This window comes from Burkholderia sp. Bp9031 (genome assembly GCF_003857965.1).
GTDB classification, from domain to species: Bacteria; Pseudomonadota; Gammaproteobacteria; order Burkholderiales; family Burkholderiaceae; genus Burkholderia; species Burkholderia ambifaria_A.
The window spans coordinates 80334-103331 of record NZ_QTPW01000017.1; the positions used below are offsets into that span (position 1 = coordinate 80334).

Annotated in this window: 22 protein-coding genes; 11 read left to right on the plus strand and 11 right to left on the minus strand. The window is 66.4% G+C overall.

The features are described 5' to 3' along the window. Positions 1-51 precede the first annotated feature (51 nt). Both hemH and DIE15_RS21870 read left to right on the plus strand, forming a co-directional pair. Positions 52-1116, plus strand: a complete 1065-nt coding sequence (gene hemH / locus DIE15_RS21865; RefSeq protein ID WP_124834321.1) for a ferrochelatase — start codon at positions 52-54, stop codon at positions 1114-1116. Positions 1117-1121: 5 nt separating this feature from the next. Further along, positions 1122-1529: an RNA-binding S4 domain-containing protein gene (locus DIE15_RS21870; RefSeq protein WP_057926710.1), complete on the plus strand. Its 408-nt coding sequence runs from the start codon at positions 1122-1124 to the stop codon at positions 1527-1529. Here DIE15_RS21870 and DIE15_RS37090 read toward each other — a convergent pair. Further along, entirely contained in the window at positions 1501-1662 is a 162-nt protein-coding gene (locus tag DIE15_RS37090; RefSeq protein WP_006476841.1) for a hypothetical protein, read from the minus strand. The genes DIE15_RS21870 and DIE15_RS37090 overlap by 29 nt on opposite strands. Before the next feature lie 351 nt (positions 1663-2013). On the opposite strand from DIE15_RS37090, the gene grpE reads away from it, so the two are divergent. The 5 genes from grpE (at position 2014) to DIE15_RS21895 (ending at position 8451) form a co-directional block, all read left to right on the plus strand. Further along, a complete protein-coding gene (grpE, locus tag DIE15_RS21875) occupies positions 2014-2559 on the plus strand; it encodes a nucleotide exchange factor GrpE (protein ID WP_057926709.1) in 546 nt (181 codons plus the stop codon). 10 nt (positions 2560-2569) lie between these two features. Next, a complete protein-coding gene (locus tag DIE15_RS21880) occupies positions 2570-3037 on the plus strand; it encodes a thioredoxin family protein (protein ID WP_124834322.1) in 468 nt (155 codons plus the stop codon). Positions 3038-3184: 147 nt separating this feature from the next. After that, entirely contained in the window at positions 3185-5137 is a 1953-nt protein-coding gene (gene dnaK / locus DIE15_RS21885) for a molecular chaperone DnaK (protein WP_057926707.1), read from the plus strand. Between the two features lie 253 nt (positions 5138-5390). Continuing rightward, positions 5391-6527, plus strand: a complete 1137-nt coding sequence (dnaJ, locus tag DIE15_RS21890; RefSeq protein WP_057926706.1) for a molecular chaperone DnaJ — start codon at positions 5391-5393, stop codon at positions 6525-6527. 4 nt (positions 6528-6531) lie between these two features. Then, positions 6532-8451, plus strand: coding sequence for a chorismate-binding protein (locus tag DIE15_RS21895; RefSeq protein ID WP_057926705.1), 1920 nt, complete (start codon positions 6532-6534; stop codon positions 8449-8451). A 149-nt stretch (positions 8452-8600) separates the two neighbouring features. Here DIE15_RS21895 and panB read toward each other — a convergent pair whose 3' ends face one another. The 6 genes from panB to hda are packed head-to-tail and all read right to left on the minus strand — an operon-like array spanning position 8601 to position 13675. Further along, positions 8601-9416, minus strand: coding sequence for a 3-methyl-2-oxobutanoate hydroxymethyltransferase (gene panB / locus DIE15_RS21900; RefSeq protein WP_124834323.1), 816 nt, complete (start codon positions 9414-9416; stop codon positions 8601-8603). Positions 9417-9458: 42 nt separating this feature from the next. Beyond that, on the minus strand, positions 9459-10145 hold the full coding sequence (locus tag DIE15_RS21905) for a deoxynucleoside kinase (RefSeq protein ID WP_057926703.1): 687 nt from the start codon (positions 10143-10145) through the stop codon (positions 9459-9461). After that, positions 10142-10684 (minus strand): 2-amino-4-hydroxy-6-hydroxymethyldihydropteridine diphosphokinase, encoded by a 543-nt coding sequence (folK, locus tag DIE15_RS21910; protein ID WP_057926702.1) that lies wholly within the window; start codon positions 10682-10684, stop codon positions 10142-10144. The genes DIE15_RS21905 and folK overlap by 4 nt, the downstream gene beginning before the upstream one ends. Before the next feature lie 35 nt (positions 10685-10719). Beyond that, the gene (pcnB, locus tag DIE15_RS21915; RefSeq protein ID WP_124834324.1) at positions 10720-12246 is read right to left on the minus strand and encodes a polynucleotide adenylyltransferase PcnB; all 1527 of its coding nucleotides are present in this window, start codon (positions 12244-12246) and stop codon (positions 10720-10722) included. Between the two features lie 5 nt (positions 12247-12251). Then, positions 12252-12929 carry an HAD family phosphatase gene (locus tag DIE15_RS21920; RefSeq protein WP_124498266.1) on the minus strand — a complete coding sequence of 226 codons (678 nt, stop codon included), beginning with the start codon at positions 12927-12929 and terminating at the stop codon, positions 12252-12254. A gap of 11 nt (positions 12930-12940) precedes the next feature. Further along, a complete protein-coding gene (gene hda / locus DIE15_RS21925) occupies positions 12941-13675 on the minus strand; it encodes a DnaA regulatory inactivator Hda (RefSeq protein ID WP_057926699.1) in 735 nt (244 codons plus the stop codon). A 247-nt stretch (positions 13676-13922) separates the two neighbouring features. On the opposite strand from hda, the gene purM reads away from it, so the two are divergent. Together purM and DIE15_RS21935 are read left to right on the plus strand one after the other, a co-directional pair. After that, positions 13923-14978 (plus strand): phosphoribosylformylglycinamidine cyclo-ligase, encoded by a 1056-nt coding sequence (purM, locus tag DIE15_RS21930; RefSeq protein ID WP_057926698.1) that lies wholly within the window; start codon positions 13923-13925, stop codon positions 14976-14978. A gap of 108 nt (positions 14979-15086) precedes the next feature. Further along, on the plus strand, positions 15087-15482 hold the full coding sequence (locus tag DIE15_RS21935) for an SgcJ/EcaC family oxidoreductase (protein WP_057926697.1): 396 nt from the start codon (positions 15087-15089) through the stop codon (positions 15480-15482). Positions 15483-15548: 66 nt separating this feature from the next. On the opposite strand, the gene miaA is transcribed toward DIE15_RS21935, so the two are convergent. Both miaA and mutL read right to left on the minus strand, forming a co-directional pair. Further along, entirely contained in the window at positions 15549-16523 is a 975-nt protein-coding gene (gene miaA / locus DIE15_RS21940) for a tRNA (adenosine(37)-N6)-dimethylallyltransferase MiaA (RefSeq protein WP_124834325.1), read from the minus strand. Continuing rightward, positions 16520-18526, minus strand: a complete 2007-nt coding sequence (gene mutL / locus DIE15_RS21945; protein WP_124834326.1) for a DNA mismatch repair endonuclease MutL — start codon at positions 18524-18526, stop codon at positions 16520-16522. The genes miaA and mutL overlap by 4 nt, the downstream gene beginning before the upstream one ends. Positions 18527-18701: 175 nt before the next feature. Here mutL and DIE15_RS21950 point away from each other — a divergent pair, with 175 nt between their 5' ends. Further along, the gene (locus tag DIE15_RS21950) at positions 18702-19385 is read left to right on the plus strand and encodes a DedA family protein (protein ID WP_057926694.1); all 684 of its coding nucleotides are present in this window, start codon (positions 18702-18704) and stop codon (positions 19383-19385) included. Between the two features lie 77 nt (positions 19386-19462). Here DIE15_RS21950 and DIE15_RS21955 read toward each other — a convergent pair whose 3' ends face one another. Further along, positions 19463-20275, minus strand: a complete 813-nt coding sequence (locus DIE15_RS21955) for a mechanosensitive ion channel family protein (protein ID WP_057926693.1) — start codon at positions 20273-20275, stop codon at positions 19463-19465. A 281-nt stretch (positions 20276-20556) separates the two neighbouring features. On the opposite strand from DIE15_RS21955, the gene DIE15_RS21960 reads away from it, so the two are divergent. Beyond that, positions 20557-21339: an SDR family oxidoreductase gene (locus DIE15_RS21960; protein ID WP_124834327.1), complete on the plus strand. Its 783-nt coding sequence runs from the start codon at positions 20557-20559 to the stop codon at positions 21337-21339. Here DIE15_RS21960 and DIE15_RS21965 read toward each other — a convergent pair. Next, positions 21242-22348: a hypothetical protein gene (locus tag DIE15_RS21965; protein ID WP_244104944.1), complete on the minus strand. Its 1107-nt coding sequence runs from the start codon at positions 22346-22348 to the stop codon at positions 21242-21244. The two genes, DIE15_RS21960 and DIE15_RS21965, sit on opposite strands and share 98 nt — an antisense overlap. Between the last annotated feature and the right edge of the window lie 650 nt (positions 22349-22998).

Consider the following 22998-nt stretch of genomic DNA (forward strand, 5'->3'; position numbering starts at 1 on the left):
CCGCTATAATTGAGGGCCGTCCGACTGCGTGCCCCGAGCACGTTCCTGCCCATGCGTTTCGATCTTGAGCCGCCTTCGAGCGTCGCGGCTGCCCATCGCATCGGCGTGCTGCTGATCAATCTCGGCACGCCGGACGCCCCGACGCCGCGCGCGGTGCGGCGCTATCTGGCCGAATTCCTGTCGGACCCCCGCGTCGTCGAAATCCCGCAGGCCGTCTGGCAGGTGCTGCTGCGCACGCTGATCCTGCCGCTGCGCGGCCGCGCGTCCGCGAAGAAATACGCGGCCGTCTGGATGCCCGAGGGCTCGCCGCTGCGCGTGTACACCGAGCGCCAGACCGAAGGCGTGCGCCACCTGCTCGCCTCGAACGGCTATCAGGTGATGGTCGACTACGCAATGCGCTATGGCAGTCCGAATATTGCGCACGCGCTCGCGCAGTTCAAGCGCGCCGGCGTCGAGCGCGTGCTGCTGATGCCGATGTATCCGCAATACTCGGCGTCCACCACCGCGACGGCATTCGATGCCGCGTTCGCCGCGCTCGCGCGGATGCGCAACCAGCCGGAAGTGCGTACGGTGCGCCAGTACGCCGACCATCCGGCCTACATTCACGCGCTGGCCGAGCAGGTGCGCCAATACTGGGCGCAGCACGGCCGGCCCGACTTCGCGGCCGGCGACAAACTCGTGCTGAGCTTTCACGGCGTGCCGAAACGCACGCTCGACCTGGGCGACCCCTATCACGACCAATGCCAGCAGACGGGCGCGCTGCTGATGGCCGCGCTCGGGCTGTCGACGCTCGAATGCCGCGTGACGTTCCAGTCGCGCTTCGGCAAGGCCGAATGGCTGCAGCCGTACACGGCACCGACGCTGCGCGAGCTCGGCGAGGCCGGCGTGCGGCGTGCGGACGTGTTCTGTCCCGGTTTTACGGCCGATTGTCTGGAGACGATCGAGGAGATCGGGATGGAGGTGCGCGACGAGTTCATCGCGGGCGGCGGCCAGGCGTTCCACCGGATTCCGTGCCTGAACGGCGCGCCCGCGTGGATCGGCGCGGTGGGCGAGATCGTCGCCGAGAATCTGCAGGGCTGGCCGGTGAAGGCCGCGCAGCCCGAAACGGTGAGTTGAACGCGATGAACTACAGGATTTCGACGGAACCCGGCGCGAAGCTGCGCATCGACAAATGGCTGTGGGCGGCGCGCTTTTTCAAGACGCGCTCGCTCGCCTCGGACGCGGTCGACAAGGGCCACGTGAAGATCGGCGGCGCGGCGGTCAAGCCGGCAAAGGACGTGCGCGTCGGCGACGAGGTCGAGATTGCGATCGACGGTGTCGTCTGGCACATTGCCGTGCTGGGCATTTGCGACGTGCGCGGGCCCGCGAGCATCGCGCAGACGCTTTACCAGGAAACGGAAGCGGGGCGCGTCGCGCGGCTCGCCGAACTGGAGCGGCGGCGCACGTATCGCGAGCCGGCGGCCGAACTGCACGGCCGGCCGACCAAGCGCGACCGGCGCATCATCGACAGATTTTCTGGTGGGAGCTGAACATCTGGTCGAACGTCGCCCGCGCGCTTCCGTATTCGGTCGTGCGGTCGGTGACGGCTCCGGACAGGCAGATGGTGGTGGTGCCGGCAATCAGTACCAGCGCGACCACCGATATGGCAAAGGTCAGTTTCACGGTACTCGCCTCTCGGGACGGGTGAATGCGGCGCCAGGTGGATGTCAGGCGGCGGTCAGCTAGGGTAAACACGCTTTTCCGACGCTTGAGTCGAGTGTAGTGCAGCCTCTAGGGCCGAGCTAGTACTTGCCTGGTAAGCGTTGTTACCGGCCGTTTCCGTCGATCTGGCGGCAAATGCGCGTAATTGGGCGGCGCGCGGCGCGGTTGTTTCGCGGCATTGGCGAATGCCGGCGAATAACCCTCTTGAAATTGCAGTTTTCGCCCTTATTTGCACCAACAATGTACGGTGCCGCCGGGTATACGGCCGGCGGTTGCCGATTTGGCTTCAACCTCTAATCGACTTTCAGCGACATGGAAAACACGCAAGAGAACCCGGCTACCCAATCGGCCGAAGACATCGGCAGCGAGAAGCAGGCGGCGCAAGGCGCTGCTCCCGCCGCCGAAGCAGCCGACGCGGCGCTCGCGGAGGCTCAAGCCAAGGTCGCCGACCTGCAGGAGAGCTTCCTCCGGGCGAAGGCCGAGACCGAGAACGTGCGCCGCCGCGCGCAGGAAGACGTCTCGAAGGCGCACAAGTTTGCGATCGAGAGCTTCGCCGAGCACCTGCTGCCCGTGCTGGACAGCCTCGAGGCCGCCGTCGGCGACACGTCCGGCGACATCGCGAAGGTGCGCGAAGGCGTCGAGCTGACGCTGCGCCAGCTGACGAGCGCGCTCGAGAAGGGCCGCGTCGTCGCGATCAACCCGGTCGGCGAGAAGTTCGATCCGCACCAGCACCAGGCGATTTCGATGGTGCCGGCCGAGCAGGAGCCGAACACCGTCGTCGCCGTGCTGCAAAAGGGCTACATGATCGCCGACCGCGTGCTGCGCCCGGCGCTCGTCACGGTCGCCCAGCCGAAGTAAGGCTGCTGCGATGGTTCCCGCCGGCGTCGATCCGGCCGCGTTCGACGCGTTCGGCATGCAGGCGCTGGCGCCCGACACGTTCGACGCCGCGATTGCTGGCGCCGGCGACGCCCCGCAGGAAGTCCCCTTGGGGGATGCGCTCGCCGTGGTGTTCTTCTGGGGCGTCGACTGCTTCAACTGCGAGATCGCGAAGAAGGCGATGCTCGCCCAGCCGGACGCGATCCGCGCGCTGGGCCTGAAGTGGTTCCATTGCAACGTGTACGAACACCACGAGCTGGGGCGCCGCTTCGGCCTGCACGGCGTGCCGACCTGGTTTTTCTTTCACCGTGGCAAGCGGCTCGGCCGCGCGACCGGCTGGCATGGCCTCGCGCAGTTCCAGGCGGCGGTGTCGGCGGCGCGCGCGAAGATCGTGGCGGCGGCCGGTGCGCCGTCGGAGCGCGATGGCGGCCCGCACGATCCGGCTACCGGCGGCGATTGAAAAAATTTAATATCCGCATCGCCTGGCGGGTCTTGAAAACGGATCGGCCGGACGCATTTCGGGAACAGAGTTGAATTCTGGCGCGCGAAACCGCCCAAAAACGTCGGGTTTCGCGCAGCAAACAAGCATTTCTGGAGATTAGGAAAAATGGGAAAGATCATCGGTATTGACCTCGGCACCACGAACTCGTGCGTCGCCATCATGGAAGGCAACCAGGTCAAGGTCATCGAGAACTCGGAAGGCACGCGCACGACGCCGTCGATCATCGCCTACATGGACGATAACGAAGTGCTCGTCGGCGCGCCGGCCAAGCGTCAGTCCGTGACCAACCCGAAGAACACGCTGTTCGCGGTGAAGCGCCTGATCGGCCGCCGCTTCGAAGAGAAGGAAGTTCAGAAGGACATCGGCCTGATGCCGTACGCGATCATCAAGGCCGACAACGGCGACGCATGGGTCGAAGCGCACGGCGAGAAGCTCGCGCCGCCGCAGGTTTCGGCGGAAGTGCTGCGCAAGATGAAGAAGACGGCTGAAGACTACCTCGGCGAGCCGGTCACGGAAGCCGTGATCACGGTGCCGGCGTACTTCAACGACAGCCAGCGCCAGGCAACCAAGGACGCCGGCCGCATCGCGGGCCTGGAAGTCAAGCGGATCATCAACGAGCCGACCGCTGCCGCGCTCGCGTTCGGCCTCGACAAGGCAGAGAAGGGCGACCGCAAGATCGCCGTGTATGACCTCGGCGGCGGCACGTTCGACGTGTCGATCATCGAGATCGCGGACGTCGACGGCGAAATGCAGTTCGAAGTGCTGTCGACCAACGGCGACACGTTCCTCGGCGGCGAAGACTTCGACCAGCGCATCATCGATTACATCATCGGCGAGTTCAAGAAGGAGCAGGGCGTCGACCTGTCGAAGGACGTGCTCGCGCTGCAGCGCCTGAAGGAAGCGGCCGAAAAGGCGAAGATCGAGCTGTCGTCGAGCCAGCAGACCGAAATCAACCTGCCGTACATCACGGCCGACGCATCGGGTCCGAAGCACTTGAACCTGAAGATCACCCGCGCGAAGCTGGAAGCGCTGGTCGAGGATCTCGTCGAGCGCACGATCGAACCGTGCCGCATCGCGATCAAGGACGCCGGCGTCAAGGTGTCGGACATCGACGACGTGATCCTGGTCGGCGGCCAGACCCGCATGCCGAAGGTGCAGGAGAAGGTGAAGGAGTTCTTCGGCAAGGATCCGCGCCGTGACGTGAACCCGGACGAAGCCGTCGCAGTCGGCGCGGCGATCCAGGGCCAGGTCCTGTCGGGCGACCGCAAGGACGTGCTGCTGCTCGACGTGACCCCGCTGTCGCTCGGTATCGAGACGCTCGGCGGCGTGATGACGAAGATGATCAACAAGAACACGACGATCCCGACGAAGCACGCACAGGTGTATTCGACGGCGGACGACAACCAGTCGGCCGTGACGATCAAGGTGTTCCAGGGCGAACGCGAGATGGCGGCAGGCAACAAGTTGCTCGGCGAGTTCAACCTCGAAGGCATCCCGCCGTCGCCGCGCGGCGTGCCGCAGATCGAAGTGACCTTCGACATCGACGCGAACGGCATCCTGCACGTCGGCGCGAAGGACAAGGCGACCGGCAAGGAAAACAAGATCACGATCAAGGCGAACTCGGGCCTGTCCGACGCCGAAATCGACCAGATGATCAAGGACGCGGAAGCGAACGCAGCGGAAGACCACAAGCTGCGCGAGTTGGCTGATTCGCGCAACCAGGGCGACGCGCTGGTCCACAGCACGAAGAAGGCGCTCACCGAGTACGGCGACAAGCTGGACGCGGGCGAGAAGGAAAAGATCGAAGCGTCGCTGAAGTCGCTCGAGGACGTCCTGAAGGATACGTCGGCCGACAAGGCGGCGATCGACGCGAAGGTCGAGGAACTCGGTCAGGCTTCGCAGAAGCTCGGCGAAAAGATGTACGCCGACATGCAGGCGCAGCAGGCCGGTGCGGCCGGTGCGGCGGGTGCAGCGGAAGGCGCGGCCCACGCGGGCGGTGCGCAGCAGGCTGCCGACGACGTCGTCGACGCCGAGTTCAAGGAAGTGAAGAAGGACTAAGCCGGGTTGCCATGGCACCGCACGCCGCGCGCGAGACGCGCGCGGCGCGGCTGAACAGCGGTCTGTCTTTCCTTCCGGATGGCCGGATCGACTCCACGCCTGGCGGGCTTCGCGGCCCTCCGGGCACATTTGTTTTTTGGCGGGTGCTGCGCGAGCCGTCCGCGGACGGCGCAGCGCCAGACGAGTCGAGAGACTTTACTGCGGGCGAAAGGAGCCGCCGCGTGCGTGACGCGCGACGGCACAGTGAATCGATATGGCGAAACGGGATTACTACGAGGTTCTGGGCGTCGCAAAGAATGCGAGCGACGACGAAATCAAGAAGGCATATCGCAAGCTTGCGATGAAGTATCATCCTGACCGCAATCCGGACAACAAGGATGCGGAAGAGCATTTCAAGGAGGTGAAGGAAGCCTATGAAATGCTGTCGGACGACCAGAAGCGCGCGGCGTACGACCAGTACGGTCACGCGGGCGTCGATCCGAACATGGGTGGTGCGGGTGGCCAGGGTTTCGGCGGTTTCGCGGATGCGTTCGGCGACATCTTCGGCGACATCTTCGGTCAGGCCGCGGGCGGTGCCGCGCGCGGCGGCCGCGGCGGCCCGCAGGTGTATCGCGGTGCCGACCTGCGCTACAGCATGGAAATCACGCTGGAACAGGCCGCGCACGGCTACGACACGCAGATCCGCGTGCCGAGCTGGGTATCGTGCGAAGTCTGTCACGGGTCGGGCGCGAAGCCCGGCACGAAGCCCGAAACCTGCCCGACCTGTCATGGCCAGGGCACGGTGCGCATGTCGCAGGGCTTCTTCAGCATCCAGCAGACCTGCCCGAAGTGTCACGGCACCGGTACCTACATCCCCGAACCGTGCGCGCATTGCCACGGGTCGGGCAAGGTGAAGGAAACCAAGACGCTCGAAGTGAAGATCCCGGCCGGTATCGACGACGGGATGCGGATCCGCTCGGCCGGCAACGGCGAGCCGGGCATCAACGGCGGGCCGCCGGGCGACCTGTACGTCGAGATCCACATCAAGCCGCACTCGGTGTTCGAGCGCGACGGCGACGATCTCCACTGCCAGATGCCGATCCCGTTCACGACCGCCGCACTCGGCGGCGAGATCGAGGTGCCGACGCTGGCCGGCCGTGCGTCGTTCCCGGTGCCGGAAGGCACGCAGTCGGGCAAGACGTTCCGTCTGCGCGGCAAGGGGATCAAGGGTCTGCGTTCGAGCATCGCGGGTGATCTGTACGTACACGTGCAGGTCGAGACGCCCGTGAAGCTGACCGACCAGCAGCGCGACCTGCTCAAGCAGTTCGAGAAGTCGCTGGCCGAGGGCGGTGCGCGTCACAGCCCGCAGAGCAAGAGCTGGTTCGACCGAGTGAAGAGCTTCTTCGAGTAACGGCATGACTGAAGGCAACGAGGGCGCGTCATTCGCGCTCTTGGATGATTGCGACTCGACCGCGTCCGCGCGGTCGAGTCGTTTGTATTCCGGTTTCGTACGCGAACGCGTATGCACGGATCCGGCACGGCTCGACGAAGTCGATGCGGCGGTGGCGCAGGACCTGCGCGACGGGCTGCATGCGGTCGTCGTCGGCGATTACGAATTCGGACGCAATCTGGAAAGAGCGCAGCCGGGCCATGCCCCGCTGCGCTTTTTGCTGTATGCGCGCTGCGAGCGGCTGTCGCGTGACGAAGTCGACGCATGGCTCGCGCAGCAGGATGGCGGCGGCCCGCCGTCGATCGCGGGCGTCGCGCACGTCGCGAAGAGCGTGTCGCGCGACGCGTTCGACGCGGCAATCGCCGCGGTGCACGACGCGCTGCGCGCAGGCGATTCGTATCAGATCAACTACACGTACCGGCTGAATTTCGACATGTTCGGCACGCCGCTCGCGCTGTACCGGCGGCTGCGCGCGCGTCAGCCGGTGCGTTACGGCGCGCTGATCGCGCTGCCCGACGGCGCGTGGGTCGTGTCGTGCTCGCCGGAACTGTTCGTCGAGAAGCGCGGCGACGTGCTGCGCGCGCGACCGATGAAGGGCACCGCGCCGCGCTCGGCCGATCCGCGCGAAGATGCGGCCGCGGCCGCGTTCCTCGCGAACGATCCGAAGAACCGCGCGGAAAACGTGATGATCGTCGATCTGCTGCGCAACGACGTGTCGCGGATCGCGCGCACGGGCACCGTCAAGGTGCCGGCGCTGTTCTCGGTCGAGCCGTATGCGTCGGTGTGGCAGATGACGTCGACGGTCGAGGCCGGCTGGCGCGATGGAACGACGTTCGCGCAGATGCTGCGCGCGCTGTTTCCGTGCGGATCGATCACCGGTGCGCCGAAGCACAAGACGATGGAATTGATCGATGCGATCGAGTCGACGCCGCGCGGGCTCTATACGGGCGCGATCGGCTGGCTCGATGCGCCGAAGGAAAGCCGCTCGACAGGCGATGCATCGCCTGACGGTGCGGCCGGCTGCGGCGATTTCTGCCTGTCGGTCGCGATCCGGACGCTGACGCTCGAAGCGGCCGATGTCGATGCCGGGGCAACGATCAACCCGCGCGACGCGGCAATGACTGCTGCCGGCCGGCGGCGCGGCACGATGGGCGTTGGCGCGGGCATCGTGCTCGACAGCGTCGCCGCCGACGAATATGCGGAGTGCGAATTGAAAGCACGATTCCTGACCGACGCCGATCCCGGCTTCCAGTTGTTCGAGACGACCGCCGCGACGCGCGCGGACGGCATCCGGCATCTCGAGCGCCATCTCGCGCGGCTGCAGCGCAGTGCCGATGCATTCGGCTTCCGCCTCGACGCCGATGCGTTGCGCCGCGAGATCGACGCGCGCTGTGCGGCGCTCGACGGCGACGGTCCGTACCGGATGAAGCTCGCGCTCGCGAAGGACGGCACGGTCGACATCACGGCCGCCGTACTGAAGCCGCTGCCCGCGGGGCCGGTTGGCGTGATGCTCGCGTCCGGGCACGGCTTCGCGCCGACCCGCACGGACGATGCATTGCTGCTGCACAAGACGACGCGCCGCGCCGAATTCGACCGTGCATGGCAGGCGGCGGAAGCGCTCGGCGGCTTCGACATGCTGTTCTTTAACGAGCGCGGCGAGTTGACCGAAGGTGGGCGCTCGAATGTGTTCGTGAAGCTTGATGGGGTGTGGGTGACGCCGCCGTTGTCGTGCGGCGTGCTGCCGGGTGTGATGCGCGGCGTGCTGCTCGACGACCGCGCGTTCGGCGCGGTGGAGCGTGTCGTCACGCGCGACGATCTTGCGCGCGCGCAAGCGCTGCTGCTGACCAATGCATTGCGCGGCGCGCTCGACGCGGTATTGAAATGACGCAATGAGGGTTCGGGCCGCGAGCACGAAGCACCGGTGCCGGCCGCCGTCGGCAACACGGCATCCCGACAAAAAAGCGCGGCGCCCCGGAAGGGCGCCGCGCTTTTCTTGTATCGGGGAGCGCCGGCGAGCGAGCCGCCGGCCGCGTGTCAGAACGAGTGTTCCGCAGCCGGGAACGAACCGTCCTTCACCGCGCGCACATAGGCTTCGACGGCTGCCTGGATGTTCGGCTGGCCCTGCATGAAGTCCTTCACGAAGCGCGGACGCTTGCCGGGGAAGATGCCGAGCATGTCGTGCAGCACCAGCACCTGGCCCGAGCAGTCGGCGCCCGCACCGATGCCGATCGTCGGCACGCGCAGCATGTGCGTGACCTCGGAACCGATGAGGGTCGGCACGGCCTCGAGCAGGACGACCTGCGCGCCGGCTTCCTCGACCGCGCGCGCGTCACGCAGCAGCTGCGCGGCGCCGGCCTCGGTCTTGCCCTGTACCTTGAAGCCGCCAAAAGCGTGCACCGACTGCGGCGTGAGGCCCACGTGCGCGCACACGGGCACCGCGCGTTCGACGAGGAAGCGGATCGTTTCGGCGAGCCATTCGCCGCCTTCGAGCTTGATCATCTGCGCACCGGCGCGCATCAGCTTGACGGCGCTCGCGAATGCCTCGGCCGGTGTGCCGTACGTGCCGAACGGCAGGTCGGCCATGATTAGTGCGCGCGGCTGCACACGCGCGACGCACGCGGTGTGGTACGCGATGTCGTCGAGCGACACGGGCAGCGTAGTCGTGTGACCCTGCAGCACATTGCCGAGCGAGTCGCCGATCAGCAATACGTCGACGCCCGAGCGATCGAGCAGCGACGAGAAGCTCGCGTCGTAGCAGGTGAGCATCGCGATCTTCTCGCCGGCGTCGCGCATTGCCTGCAGCTTGGGCACCGTGACGGCAGGCCGGCTCGAGTCCTGGAGATAGGTCATGGGTAATCCGGTTCGATGATGAAAACGACGGGCGAGGACGCGTCAGCGCGTCGTCTCGCCCTTGACGAAGAATTCCTTGCGGCCGCGCATCGTCTCGATGCGCTCGATCAGCAGCGCGAGGTCTTCGGGGGAATCCAGCGGGTTCAGGTGTTCGGCTGCGACCGTCAGTACCGGCGTGCGGTCGTAGTGATAGAAAAATTCGTTGTAGGCGTCGACGAGCGAGCGCAGATACGCGTCGCTGATCTGCAGCTCCATCGGCAGCCCGCGCTTCTGGATGCGCGAGAACAGCACCTCGGGGCTCGCCTGCAGGTAGACGACGAGATCGGGCGCGGGGGCCTGCGGCACGTCGACGTGCGTGGCGACCGACCGGTACAGCTGCCATTCGTCTTCCGGCAGGTTCAGCCGCGCGAAGATGTCGTTCTTCTGCGGCATGAAATCGGCGATGACCGGGCGGCCCGTTTCGAGCGCGCCGATCAGTTCGCGTGCCTGCTGCGCGCGCTGCAGCGCGAACGACAGCTGCGCGGGCAGTGCGTAGCGCGCGGTGTCGCGATAGAAGCGCTCGAGGAACGGGTTGTCCTGCGGGCGTTCGAGCAGCGTCTGCATCGACCAGCGCTCGCCGAGCAGGCGCGCGAGCGTCGTCTTGCCGACGCCAATCGGGCCTTCGATCACGAGATAGCGATGCGGGGCGCGCAGGTCGGGGGCGGTGACGGTCAGCGGAGTAGTGTTCATCGGCAGCGGTTCTTGTCGGCATCTGCGCCGGCGGCAAGGGCCTTCTGCATCAGGCATTGGCAGGTCTGCACCTTCTCGACGCGCTGATCGGCGACGGCGGCGAGGAACGCATCGGCGCGGCCGCGCGCGGGGATGTCGAGCGCCGGGTCGATTTCGACGAGCGGCACGAGCGCGAATGCGCGGTCGGTGAGGCGCGGATGCGGGACGATCAGGTCGGGTTCGTCGATCGAATCGGTGCCGAACAGCAGGATGTCGAGGTCGAGCGTGCGTGGCGCGTTGCGATACGGGCGCTCGCGCCCGAAGTGATGTTCGATCTTCTGGCAGAGCGCGAGCAGCTCGCGGGCCGACAGCGTCGTGTCGAGCTTGACGACGCAGTTGTAGTAATCGTCGCCGCCGGCTTCGAAGGGCGCCGTGCGATACAGGCTCGACTTGCCGAGGATCGAGATGGTGCGCTGCTGCGCAAGGCACACCACCGCGTCCTTCAGGGTCTGGCGCGCATCGCCGAGATTCGCCCCCAGTCCGATATATGCAACCGTCATGGCATCACTTCCTACGTCGTTCGCCGGCGAGCGCGTCAGTCGTCGGAACCGTCTGCGGTGTCCGGCGCCTGCTCGGCTGCGCCTTCGTCCGGCTTGCGGTTTCGCGCACCGCCGCGGCGGCGCCGCTTGCGGGGCGATTTTTCCTTCGAGCCGCCCTGCGTGAGGAGTGTCTCACGGGCGGCCGCGTCGCCTTCGATGAAATCCGTCCACCACTGTCCGACTTCCGCATCGAGCTCGCCGGATTCGCAGCGTAACAGGAGGAAATCATACCCCGCTCTAAACCTTTGGTGTTCCAGCAGCCGCATCGCGCTGCGGCCCGAGCGTTTTTCGAGGCGCAGCTGCAAGCCCCAGATCTCGCGCATGTCGGCCGAGTAGCGCTTGTGGATCGCGAGCTTCTCGGTCTGCATGTCGAGCACGTCGTCCATCGCGCGATGGAGCGCCGGCACCGGGAATTCGCCTTCGGCCGTGTATTGCTCGAAGCGCTGGCGCATGTCGTGCCACAGCAGCGTCGCGAACAGGAAGCCCGGCGATACCGGCTTGCCGGCGCGCACGCGCGCGTCGGTGTTGTTCAGCGCGAGCGTGATGAACTTCTCGCCCTGCGGCTGTTCCAGCACGACGTCGAGCAGCGGCAGCAGCCCGTGGTGCAGGCCTTCCTTGCGCAACTGCTTCAGGCACGCGAGTGCGTGACCCGACAGCAGCAGCTTCAGCATTTCGTCGAACAGGCGCGCGGCCGGCACGTTGTTGATCAGGTCGGCGAGCGCGTTGATCGGCTCGCGCGTGTGCGGCTCGATCTCGAAGCCGAGCTTGGCCGCGAAGCGCACGACGCGCAGCATCCGCACCGGATCCTCGCGGAAGCGCGTGGCCGGGTCGCCGATCATCCGCAGCAGACGGGCGCGCATGTCGGCCATCCCGTCGTGGTAGTCGAGCACCGTCTGCGTCGACGGGTCGTAGTACATCGCATTGATCGTGAAGTCGCGGCGCGCGGCGTCTTCGTGCTGTTCGCCCCAGACGTTGTCGCGCAGCACGCGGCCGCTGGCGTCCACCGCGTGCGTGCGGCGGTCGAGTTCGTCGCGCTTCAGGCGCTTCGGCGGCTCGGCGGCGGCCGCTTCGGGCGGCGCGTCGACCAGTGCGCGGAACGTCGACACCTCGATCAGTTCCTGGCCGAACTGCACGTGGACGATCTGGAAGCGGCGGCCGATCAGGCGCGCGCGGCGGAACAGGCGCTGAACCTCGGTCGGCGTCGCATCGGTCGCGACGTCGAAGTCCTTCGGCGCGATGCCGAGCAGCAGGTCGCGCACGGCGCCGCCGACGATGAACGCGCGAAAGCCCGCTTGCTGCAGCGTGTCGGTCACGCGTACCGCGTTCTTCGAGATCAGTGCCGGATCGATCCGGTGCACGCTGGCCGGCACGACGGTCGGTTCGTGATTGCTGCGCGATTTCCTGGCGGCGCCGCTGCTGCGGCTACCCTTCGCGGCGCGCGGAGCGGGGGCCGTGTCGGCGGCGGGCGTCGTTTGTTCGGCGCCGTCCTGGCCGAGCAGCTTGCGAATGAATTTTTTGATCACGACGTTCAGAAGAGATCGAGGATGCGCCAGCCGCGGTCGCTTGCATGCGCGCGCAGCGTGTCGTCGGGGTTGGTCGCGATCGGGTCGGTGACTTTCTCGAGCAACGGGATGTCGTTGTGCGAGTCGCTGTAGAAGTAGCTGTGTTCGAAGTCGTCCCAGTGCTTGCCGAGCGACGCGAGCCACGCTTCGGTGCGCACGATCTTGCCTTCGCGATAGCTCGGCGTGCCGGTCGGCCGGCCCGTGTACGGCGAGTCGGGATGCCCGTCGGTCGTTTCGACCTCGCACGCGATCAGCGTGTCGACGCCGAACGCGGTCGCGATCGGACGCGTGATGAATTCGTTGGTGGCGGTCACGACGCAGCACAGGTCGCCGGCATCGAGGTGCTTGCGCACGAGTTCGAGCGCGGCGGGCGTCATCGCGGGGCGGATCACTTCATGCATGTACTGCTCGTGCCATTGCGCGAGCTGCGCGCGCGAGTACTTCGCGAGCGGCGTGAGCATCGCGCACAGGTACGCATGGATGTCGAGCTTGCCGGCCTTGTAGTCGGCGAAGAACTGGTCGTTCTGACGCGAGAAGCTTTCCGCGTCGACGATGCCGAGTTTCACCATGAAGCGACCCCATTCGTGGTCGCTATCGGTCGGGATCAGCGTGTGATCGAGGTCAAAGAGTGCCAGATTAGTCATGGGAGGGCATTTTACTCGAAGCGGTTCGGGCCTGTGCCCGGTGGTGCGATGTCGTCGCCGGGGCGTGCCAGCATCCGGCGCAGCAGCGGCAGCGTGACGGCGCGTTTCTGCTCGAGCGAGAAGCGGTCGAGCGCGTCGAGCAGCGCCATCAGGCTCGGCATGTCGCGGCGGAAATGGGTCAGCAGGTAAGCGGCGATATCGTCGGTGAGTGCGATCCCGCGCTCCTTCGCGGCCAGTTTCAGCACGGCGATCTTGCCGGCGTCGGACGGCGGCGACAGGTGGAACACGAGCCCCCAGCCGAGGCGCGTGCGCAGATCCTCGCGCACGTCGAGCGCGAGCGGTGCCGCGGGGCCCGCCGCGACGAACGCGCTCGACGGGTGCGCGCGGACCTCGTTGAACAGGTTGAACAGCGCGACCTGCTGCGTATCGCTCATCCGGTCGCAGTCGTCGATCGCGTAGATGCCGATGCGCGGGTCGAACGTGAACGCGCCGAGCGGGCTCTGCGGCGTGAGATAGCGCGCGTAGCCGTACGACGCGTCGCTCACGAGCGCCTGCAGCAGGTGGGTGCGGCCGCAGCCGGGCTCGCCCCAGATGTAGAACGACCGGTCGGGCACGGGCCCCGCCGCGAGCGCGAGGTCGAGCTTCTGGAGCCGCGAGATGAGCTCGTCGTTCTCCTCATTCATGATGAAGTTGTCGAACGTGGCCGGCGGCGGCGTGCCGAGATCGAGCGTCAGTTGACGGGACACAACAGTCACAATGCGGGTCGGTTGATGAAACGCGCGCCGTACGGCGGGCACGCGCGAGGGGCTGCTCCGGTGCCTGCACACGCGGCCGCACGCACGGCGGCGCGCGGGTTTCGGCGCGGCTCGCGTAGCGAAGAAAACGGGGACGTGTCGACCAAGATGCAATCCCTGACGATTCGGTGCTGGGAATTCCGGCCAACGGGCCGGCTTCGGGTAAAATCGCATTTTACCGACCTTCTCGCATTCCCCCATGAATCCTCCGAAATCCGCTCCCGACGCTCAGGGTCTGTCCTACCGCGACGCAGGCGTCGACATCGACGCGGGCGACGCGCTCATCGACAAGATCAAGCCTTTTGCGAAGAAAACCCTGCGCGACGGCGTGCTCGGCGGCATCGGCGGGTTCGGCGCGCTGTTCGAAGTGCCGAAGAAGTACAAGGAGCCCGTGCTCGTGTCGGGCACCGACGGCGTGGGCACCAAGCTCAAGCTGGCCTTTCATCTGAACAAACACGACACCGTCGGCCAGGATCTGGTCGCGATGAGCGTGAACGACATCCTCGTGCAGGGTGCCGAGCCGCTGTTCTTCCTCGATTACTTCGCGTGCGGCAAGCTCGACGTCGACACGGCCGCCACGGTCGTCAAGGGCATCGCGCATGGCTGCGAGTTGTCGGGCTGCGCGCTGATCGGCGGTGAAACGGCCGAAATGCCGGGCATGTACCCGGACGGCGAATACGATCTGGCCGGTTTCGCGGTCGGTGCGGTCGAGAAGAGCAAGATCATCGACGGCAGCACGATCGCCGAAGGCGACGTGGTGCTCGGTCTCGCGTCGAGCGGCATCCACTCGAACGGCTTCTCGCTCGTGCGCAAGATCATCGAGCGCGCGAATCCCGACCTGTCGGCCGACTTCCACGGCCGCTCGCTGGCCGACACGCTGATGGCGCCCACGCGCATCTACGTGAAGCCGCTGCTCGCACTGATGCAGAAGCTGTCGGTGAAGGGCATGGCCCACATTACCGGCGGCGGCCTCGTCGAGAACATTCCGCGCGTGCTGCGCGAAGGCCTCACGGCCGAGCTCGACCAGAACGCATGGCCGCTGCCGCCGCTGTTCAAGTGGCTGCAGGAGCACGGCGGCGTCGCCGATGCGGAAATGCATCGCGTGTTCAACTGCGGGATCGGGATGGCCGTGATCGTGTCGGCGGCGGACGCCGACGCGGCGATCGCCGACCTGACGGCCGCCGGCGAACAGGTGTGGAAGATCGGCACCGTGCGTGCGAGCCGCGAAGGCGAGGCGCAGACGGTCGTGGTCTGACGCACCGCAAGCAGGATGCAGCAAGGAAAGCCGCCCGGAGTCGATCCGGGCGGCTTTTTTTCTGGGTGCGGCCTGGCGTGGTAGCGCACCGCCCAAGGAGGAGCGACGATGACCGAAGACGAACGCGCGATTCGCGATCTGGTGGAAACCTGGTTCGTGTCGAGCCGGCGCGGCGATCTGGCGACCGTGCTCGACCTGATCGCCGACGACGCGATTTTCATGGTGGCCGGCAAGCCGCCGTTCGACAAGGCGGCGTTCGCGGCCGTGTCGCGCGACGCGCATGCGGCGGCCGGCAACGGGCCGAAAATCGACGGCCGTTACCGGATCGACGAGCTGCGCGTGATGGGCGACTGGGCGTACCTGCGCAATTTCCTCGAGATCGACGTGACGCCGCCCGGTGGCGATACCGTGCGCCGCTCCGGCCATACGTTGACGATCTTCCGCAAGCTGGACGGCCGCTGGCAGCTCACGCGCGACGCCAATCTCGTGACGCTCGCGCACTGAGCGAGGCGGCGTGAGTGCCTCCGGGCGGCTGGCCGCCGTGCACGCGGCTGGGCCGCGAGCGGCGAATCAGGCCGGCAGGCGCTCGTCCAGCACGCGTTCGAGCGTGTCGAGTGCCTGCGCCGTCGCATCCGGCGCGACGCAGTCGACGACGATCCGCTCGGGCATCGCGCGCAGCCACGTGATCTGCCGTTTGCACAGCTGGCGCGTCGCGAAGATGCCCTTGTCGCGCATGGTCCGGTAGTCGGTGTCGCCGTCGAGGAATTCCCATGCCTGCCGGTAGCCGACGCAACGCATCGACGGCAGGCCGAGATGCAGATCCTCGCGGCGGCGCAGACGTTCGACCTCGTCGATGAAGCCCGCGTCGAGCATCGCGTCGAAGCGTTGCGCGATGCGCGCGTGCAGCACCGCGCGGTCCGACGGTTCGAGCGCGACCGGCACGAAGTGGTACGCGGCGGCCTCGTCGTCCGCGCGCCGCGGCGCGGCGAGCAGCACCGACATCGGCTGACCGCTCAGCATGAACACTTCGAGCGCGCGCTGGATCCGCTGCGAATCGTTCGGCGCGAGCCGCGCGGCCGTCGCGGGATCGACCTGCGCGAGCCGCGCATGCAGGGCGGGCCAGCCGTCGCGCTCGGCGTCGGCGTCGAGCGCCGCGCGCACGGCCGGATCGGCGGTCGGCAGGTCGTTGAGGCCTTGCGTCAGCGCCTTGTAGTACAGCATCGTGCCGCCCGCGAGCAACGGCGTGCGGCCGCGCGCGGCGATCTCGCCGATCAGGCGCAGCGCGTCCGCGCGGAATTCGGCCGCCGAATATGCATCGGCCGGGTCGATGATGTCGATCAGATGGTGCGGCACGCTCGCGCGCTCGTCACGCGTCGGTTTCGCGGTGCCGATATCCATGTCGCGGTAGACGAGCGCCGAATCGACGCTGACGATCTCGATCGGGCGGCGCGCGGCGAGCGCCAGCGCGGCGGCTGTCTTGCCCGATGCGGTGGGGCCGAGCAGGCAGGCGATCGTCGTCGGACGGGACTGCGGTGAATCGCTCATTGCCCGCGCATGAAGAGGCGGTCGAGATCGTTCAGCGTGAGCTGATACCACGTCGGCCGGCCGTGATTGCATTGATCCGCGCGCTCGGTTGCTTCCATCTGGCGCAGCAGCGCATTCATCTCGTCGAGCGTCAGACGCCGGTTCGCGCGCACCGCGTGGTGGCACGCGAGCGTGCCGAGCAGCTCGTGCTGGCGCTCGGTGAGCACGCGCGAGCCGCCGAACGCGTGCAGGTCGGCGAGCACGGCGCGCGCGAGCGACTGCAGGTCCGCGTCCTTCAGCAGCGCGGGCACCGCGCGGATCGCGAGCGTCGTCGGCGACAGCACCGCGAGGTCGAAGCCGAGCGATTCGAGCGTGTCGCGTTCTTCCTCGACCGTGCCGATCTCGACCGGCGTCGCCGTCATCGATACCGGCAGCAGCAGCGACTGCACGGCGACCGTGCGGTCGGCCAGCGCGTTCTTGAACTGTTCGTACAGGATCCGTTCGTGCGCCGCGTGCATGTCGACGATCACGAGGCCGTGCGCGTTCTGCGCGAGCACGTAGATCCCGTGGATCTGGCCGAGCGCGAAGCCGAGCGGCTGCTCGTCGTGCGCGCTGGCAGCGAGCGGCGACGCGACGAAACCCGGCAGCGGCGCGACCGGTGCGTCGGCTGCATCCGCCGAATCGCGCGCGACGATCGTCGTGCCGCCCGGTGTGCCCGCGCCCGTGTCCTTGCGGCCGAACAGCGCGTCGTAGAGTGCGAGCGGTTGCGCGACCGGCAGCGTGCCCTGCGTCATGCGCGCCTGGCGCATCCACGTGTTGCCCGCCGGCGAAGACGACGAAGACGACGGCGAGGCGGGCGAGAAGCCGCTGCCGCCCGTGCCGGTGGCTGTGCCCTGGCCGAGCGGGGTATTCAGGAACGACGCGGGGCCGCTCGACGCGGGTGAGAGTTGCGCGGCATGGCCGCCCGCGGTGGTTTCCGGCGACGCGCCCGCATGACGGGCGAGTGCGCGCTGCACCGCATGGAAGACGTACTGGTGGATCGAGCGCGAATCGCGGAACCGCACTTCGATCTTCGACGGGTGCACGTTCACGTCGACCGCTTCGGGCGGCAGGTCGAGGAACAGCACGTACGACGGGTAGCGATCGCCGTGGAGCACGTCCTCGTAAGCGGCGCGCACCGCGTGCGTGAGCAGCTTGTCGCGCACGAAGCGGCCGTTGACGAAGAAGTATTGCTGGTCGGCGCGGCCGCGGCTCGCGGTCGGCAGGCCCGCGCAGCCGTAGACGGCGAGCGGCCCGGCCTGTTCGTCGAGTGGCAGGTGCGCGGTCGCGAAGCCGTCGCCGAGGATCTTCGCGACGCGCTGCGCGGGTTCGGTCGCGTTCCAGTGCTCGACGGCCTTGCCGTTGTGCAGCACCGAGATCGCGACGTCCGGCCGCGCGAGCGCCGCGCGGCGGATCATTTCGAGGCAGTGGCCGAACTCGGTCTGCTCGCTTTTCAGGAATTTGCGGCGCGCGGGCGTGTTGAAGTACAGCTCGCGCACTTCGATCGTCGTACCGACCGCGCCGGCGGCCGGCGACAGCGCACCCGTGGTCGCGTCGATTTTCGTCGCATGCGCGAGTTCGGCCGTGCGGCTCGTGATCGACATCTCGGCGACCGACGCGATCGACGCGAGCGCTTCGCCGCGAAAACCCAGCGTTGCGACGGCCTCGAGCTCCTCGAGCGAGCGGATCTTGCTCGTCGCGTGGCGCATCAGCGCGAGCGGCAGCTCGGCGGGCGGAATCCCGCAGCCGTCGTCGGTGATCGAGATGCGCTTGACGCCGCCTTCCTCGAGCACGATGCGCAGCGTCATCGCACCCGCGTCCATCGCGTTCTCGAGCAGCTCCTTGACGACCGACGCCGGGCGTTCGACGACCTCGCCGGCAGCGATCTGGCTGATCAGCTGGTCGGGCAGGGGCTGGATCGCGCGCAGCGGGCGCGGAGCGGGGGCGGGCGCGGCGCCCGCGGCCGTTTCGGTGATTTCGGACATGGCCGAATTATAGCGAGGCCGCGAGGGCGTGCCGGGGCCGCGAACGGTTACGTTTTTTCACGGAGCCTTAAGGTAGTTTCGGTATCATGGGGCTCAGTTGCGCGCGCCGCCTTGTCCGGCGGGCACTTCCGCTTTTTCCGGCCGTTCCGGCCCTTTCGCCTTCGAGGAATCGCATTTGGATACGCTGCTTCATTTCGTCAACCTGGTCCTGCATATCGACGCGTTCCTCGGCGACTTCATCCGGCAGTACGGCGCATGGGTGTACCTGGTGTTGTTCCTGATCGTGTTCTGCGAGACGGGGCTCGTCGTATTGCCGTTCCTGCCGGGCGATTCGCTGCTGTTCATCGGCGGCGCGTTCGCGGCGACGGGCGACATGAACGTCGGCGCGCTCATCATGCTGCTGCTCGTCGCGGCGATTACCGGCAACACCGTGAACTACCTGATCGGCCGCTGGATCGGGCCGAAGGTGTTCAATACTCATATCCCGGTGCTCGAGCGCTTCCTCGATCGCGCGGCGCTGCAGAAGACTCACTCGTTCTACGACAAGCACGGCGGCAAGACGATCGTGCTCGCGCGCTTCATCCCGGTCGTGCGTACGTTCGCGCCGTTCGTTGCCGGCGCGTCGTCGATGAGCTTCGCGCGCTTCCAGCTGTTCAACGTGATCGGCGCGCTGGTCTGGGTGCTGCTGCTGGTGCTGCTCGGTTACTTCTTCGGCAATATTCCGTTCATCCGCCAGTACCTGAACGTGATCGTGCTGGCGGGGATCGGCGCGGCGATCGTGCCGGTTGTGCTCGGCGCGCTGTGGAAGCTGGTGCGCGGGCGGCACTCGGACAGCACGCAGAAGACAGGCGGTCGCTGAGCCGGCGCGTTTTCCTTTCTTGCAATAAAAAAGCGTGGCGGTTGTGAACTGCCACGCTTTTTTTTCGTCCGTGCGGTTCAGGTAGTGCGATGCGAGATCGGCGTTTCGGGCGTCGGGTATTGCGCGTCGCGGAACGTTTCGAGGATCACGCGGTTGGTATCGCAGTACACCTGCCAGTAGTTCTCCGGCTGCGTCGACGGGCGCACGAACAGCAGCGGGCCTTCCGGCGTGAACTGCAGCACGCCGACGTCCGGTGCCGGCACTTTCATCACGTTCGGGATCAACTGGATCTGCGTCTTCAGGCGGTTGATCGCATCGACTGCGTCGACGCTGTTCGCGATCTTCGCGGTCAGGTCGACGCGGCGATGCGGCGTCGCGCTGTAGTTCGCGATGTTGTCCGAGAAGATCTTGTTGTTGCCGACGATCGTCACGATGTTGTCGGCGGTGATGATCGTCGTGCCGAACAGGCCGAGTTCCTTCACCGTGCCCGTGACGCCGCCCGCGCTGATGACGTCGCCGATCTTGAACGGACGCAGCACCTGCATGAACACGCCGGCGGCGAAGTGCGCGAGCAGGCCGCCCCAGGCGGTGCCGATCGCGAGGCCGAGGCCGGCGAGCAGCGCGGCGAACGACGTGGTCTGCACGCCGAAGACCTGCAGGATCGCGAGGATCAGCAGGATCGTCAGCAGCACGCTGACGACCGAAGTCAGGTAGTCGGTGAGCGTCGGGTCGACCTTGCCGCTGCGGCGCACGACCTTGCCGAGCAGGCGGGTGCCGATGCGGATCGCCCAGCGGCCGATGAACCACAGGACGATCGCGGCGAGGAGGTTGAGGCCGAAGTCGAGGCCGCGGGTCATCAGGAATTGCTGGGCGGATTCTAGGTTCAGCATGGGGGCTCCATAAATGGAAAGGGGCCGGCAGGCGGCTTTGCGACGAAGGGTTATAACCGAAGAGAAGACGACCGAGGATGAAAGAGTGTTAAACCACGAGCGGCGTGGCGGGAATTGCAGACGTCTCCCGGCGTTTATGCCGACGCGCGGGCTTGCCGGAGCCAGCGGATTGCCGCGCCGGCTGTTTGGGGAAAATATTCTATGAATCGTGCGCGTTTTTTGTGAAGCATGTCAGATAATGCTGCCGAAAATATCACTTTCCAAAGCCATATTTCTCGACCATGCCTACACAAAAAAAAGGGGTTCCGCGCTGCGTGCTGATTACGGGTGCAACGGGCGGCATCGGTTCAGCACTGGCGCAGGAATATGCGCGAGCCGGCTCGGCCGTACTCATTTTGCACGGTCGCAACACCACGCTGCTGCAGCAGGTTAGCGACGCGTGTACCGCGCTCGGTGCGCGCGTCGTCACGGCGGTATTCGATGTTCGCGACCACGACAGGCTGCGAAGCTGGATCAGCGAAATGAGCGCGGCCGAAGCGCCCGATCTCGTGATTGCCAATGCCGGCGTCAACATCAATACCGGCCCTGCACATCAAGGCGAAGACTGGGAAGACATGCACCGTCTGCTGGACGTGAACGTGAAGGCCAGCATGGCCACCGCTCATGCGGCAATGCCCGCGATGCGCGCGCGCCGCGGCGGGCAGATTGCGTTGATCAGTTCCCTTGCCGCATGGCGGGGCTTGCCCGAGACGCCGAGCTACAGTGCGAGCAAGGCCGCGGTGAAGGCTTACGGGGAGGCGATGCGTGACGGGCTGGCGGCAGAGGGCGTGAAGGTCAACGTCGTGATGCCCGGTTACGTCGAATCGCAGATGTGCTTCGACATGCCCGGGCCGAAGCCTTTCCTGTGGAGAGCGCCGAAGGCGGCACGCGTGATACGTCTCGGCCTGCGCGCCAATCGCGCGCGAATCAGCTTCCCATTCCCGCTGAATCTGGGATGTTTCCTGCTGGCAGGAATACATCCGGCCGTGTCCGGCTGGTTCCTGAGTCGGCTGGGTTACGAGTAAGCGTGATTTGCGCAGGCGCGGTGCGGGTAAGTTCGATCGGCACCGCCTGACCGACAGGCCGCTGCAGCAGTGCCTGTGCGGCTACGCGCAGCGCATGGAGCCGGGCCGGATCGCTGGCCAGCGCGCATAACGCTTCCACCCAGCTTTGCGGATCGTTGTCGAGCAGCAGGCCGTTCTCGTCGTGCCGAATCACCTCGTGATACGGGCCGGTAGCGGCATACAGCCCCACCGCCCGGCAGCGGGCGATGTCGTAGGCCTTTACGTGTGCGCGGGCAGCGTTGAATGCCGACGGCAGCAGCGGGGCGAGGCCGATATGACCGTCGAGCAGACGGCAATGGCCGCGGTAGTTGACCCAGTCCATCGGATGCACGACTCGGGTGCGCGGCAGGCCGCGATAGAGCACGTTCACCGCATGCGAGCCGATCAGCTCGAAATGGATGTTCGAACAGCGCGCGAGCACTTGCGCCATGATCGGCTGCAGCCACGAGATCTCGGCTTCGTGGGCGGCGCTACCGTGATAGAACACGAGGATCGGCGATTCCGCCGATGCGCTGCGCACCCGCTGCGTGCGCGCATCTTCGGGCAGCGCGCGCGGCGTCACGAGTGTTGCTGCGCGATCCGGATAGCGATCGCGAAGCGCCTGCGTGGAAAACCAGTATTCCGTCGCAAGGTCGCGGATGTCGTCAGTATGCGCGTGGCAGTATTTGCGGAGTTTTTTCACGTACGGCCGCGGCAACCCGTTCCATGACCGCGGATGCAGCAAGTCGTCGTCCATGAAATAGACGATGCGGGCCAGTTGCACGCGATGGATGCGCAGCGCCCGCGCCCATCGCGCATTCAGGTAGCGGATGATGATGACCGCCGTTCCCGGCGCGAGGTCGCCGGGCTCCGGAAATGCGCTGTCCAGGTTCTTGTAGACGACGGGCAGCCCGAGCTCACGCAGGCGCGGGAGCACGTAATAATCCGTGGACGGATTTTCGCCTTGATGCAAAACCAGCCAGCGCTGCACCGCCGTGTTGTGACGGAGGTGAGACGGGCCGTGCGCCGATTTTCGGTATAGGAGCCTGCGCAACATCAGGATATTAAATACGTGTGGTTGGTCGGTGCGCGTTGTCGCAGCTTATGCAGAATCGGTCTCGACATGAGCGGCGACTTTGGTTTTTTCGGTGATTCGAGGATTCTAAAGACATTTGATTGTGCGTGCGTTACCGATGGCATCAAATTTATATGGGGTCATCTTCGTAACGATTTAAATCCCAAAGCCGACCGCGTTTATGCAAGCGACGCGACGCGGGTGTCGTGCGGGCCTCCAGGGCCGCCCAGCGGCGGAAAGGCGCCTCCCGAGCGAATAAATCGGATTTCCTGCAGCTTCGAGCGGCCGGCCCGTTAAAATACCGGCCACGAGCCGGCCGGGTAGCGGCGAACAGTGGACAAGTACAATTCGAGTGCGTCAGCAGCGTGAGGAAGTGCGCAGCGATCGCGTGAATTGCGTCCACGGGCAGCATCTCTGCCGCCGCCGTCGGGTTGCGTGAACCGATACTCGACTGCACGCTCGACACGAAGAACCACATGAGCACACCGATATTCCATTATTCCGGCTTCGCGGCAAAACCCACCGCTTTCGGCAATTGCCGGATCGTGCGGGCGCTTGCGGCCATA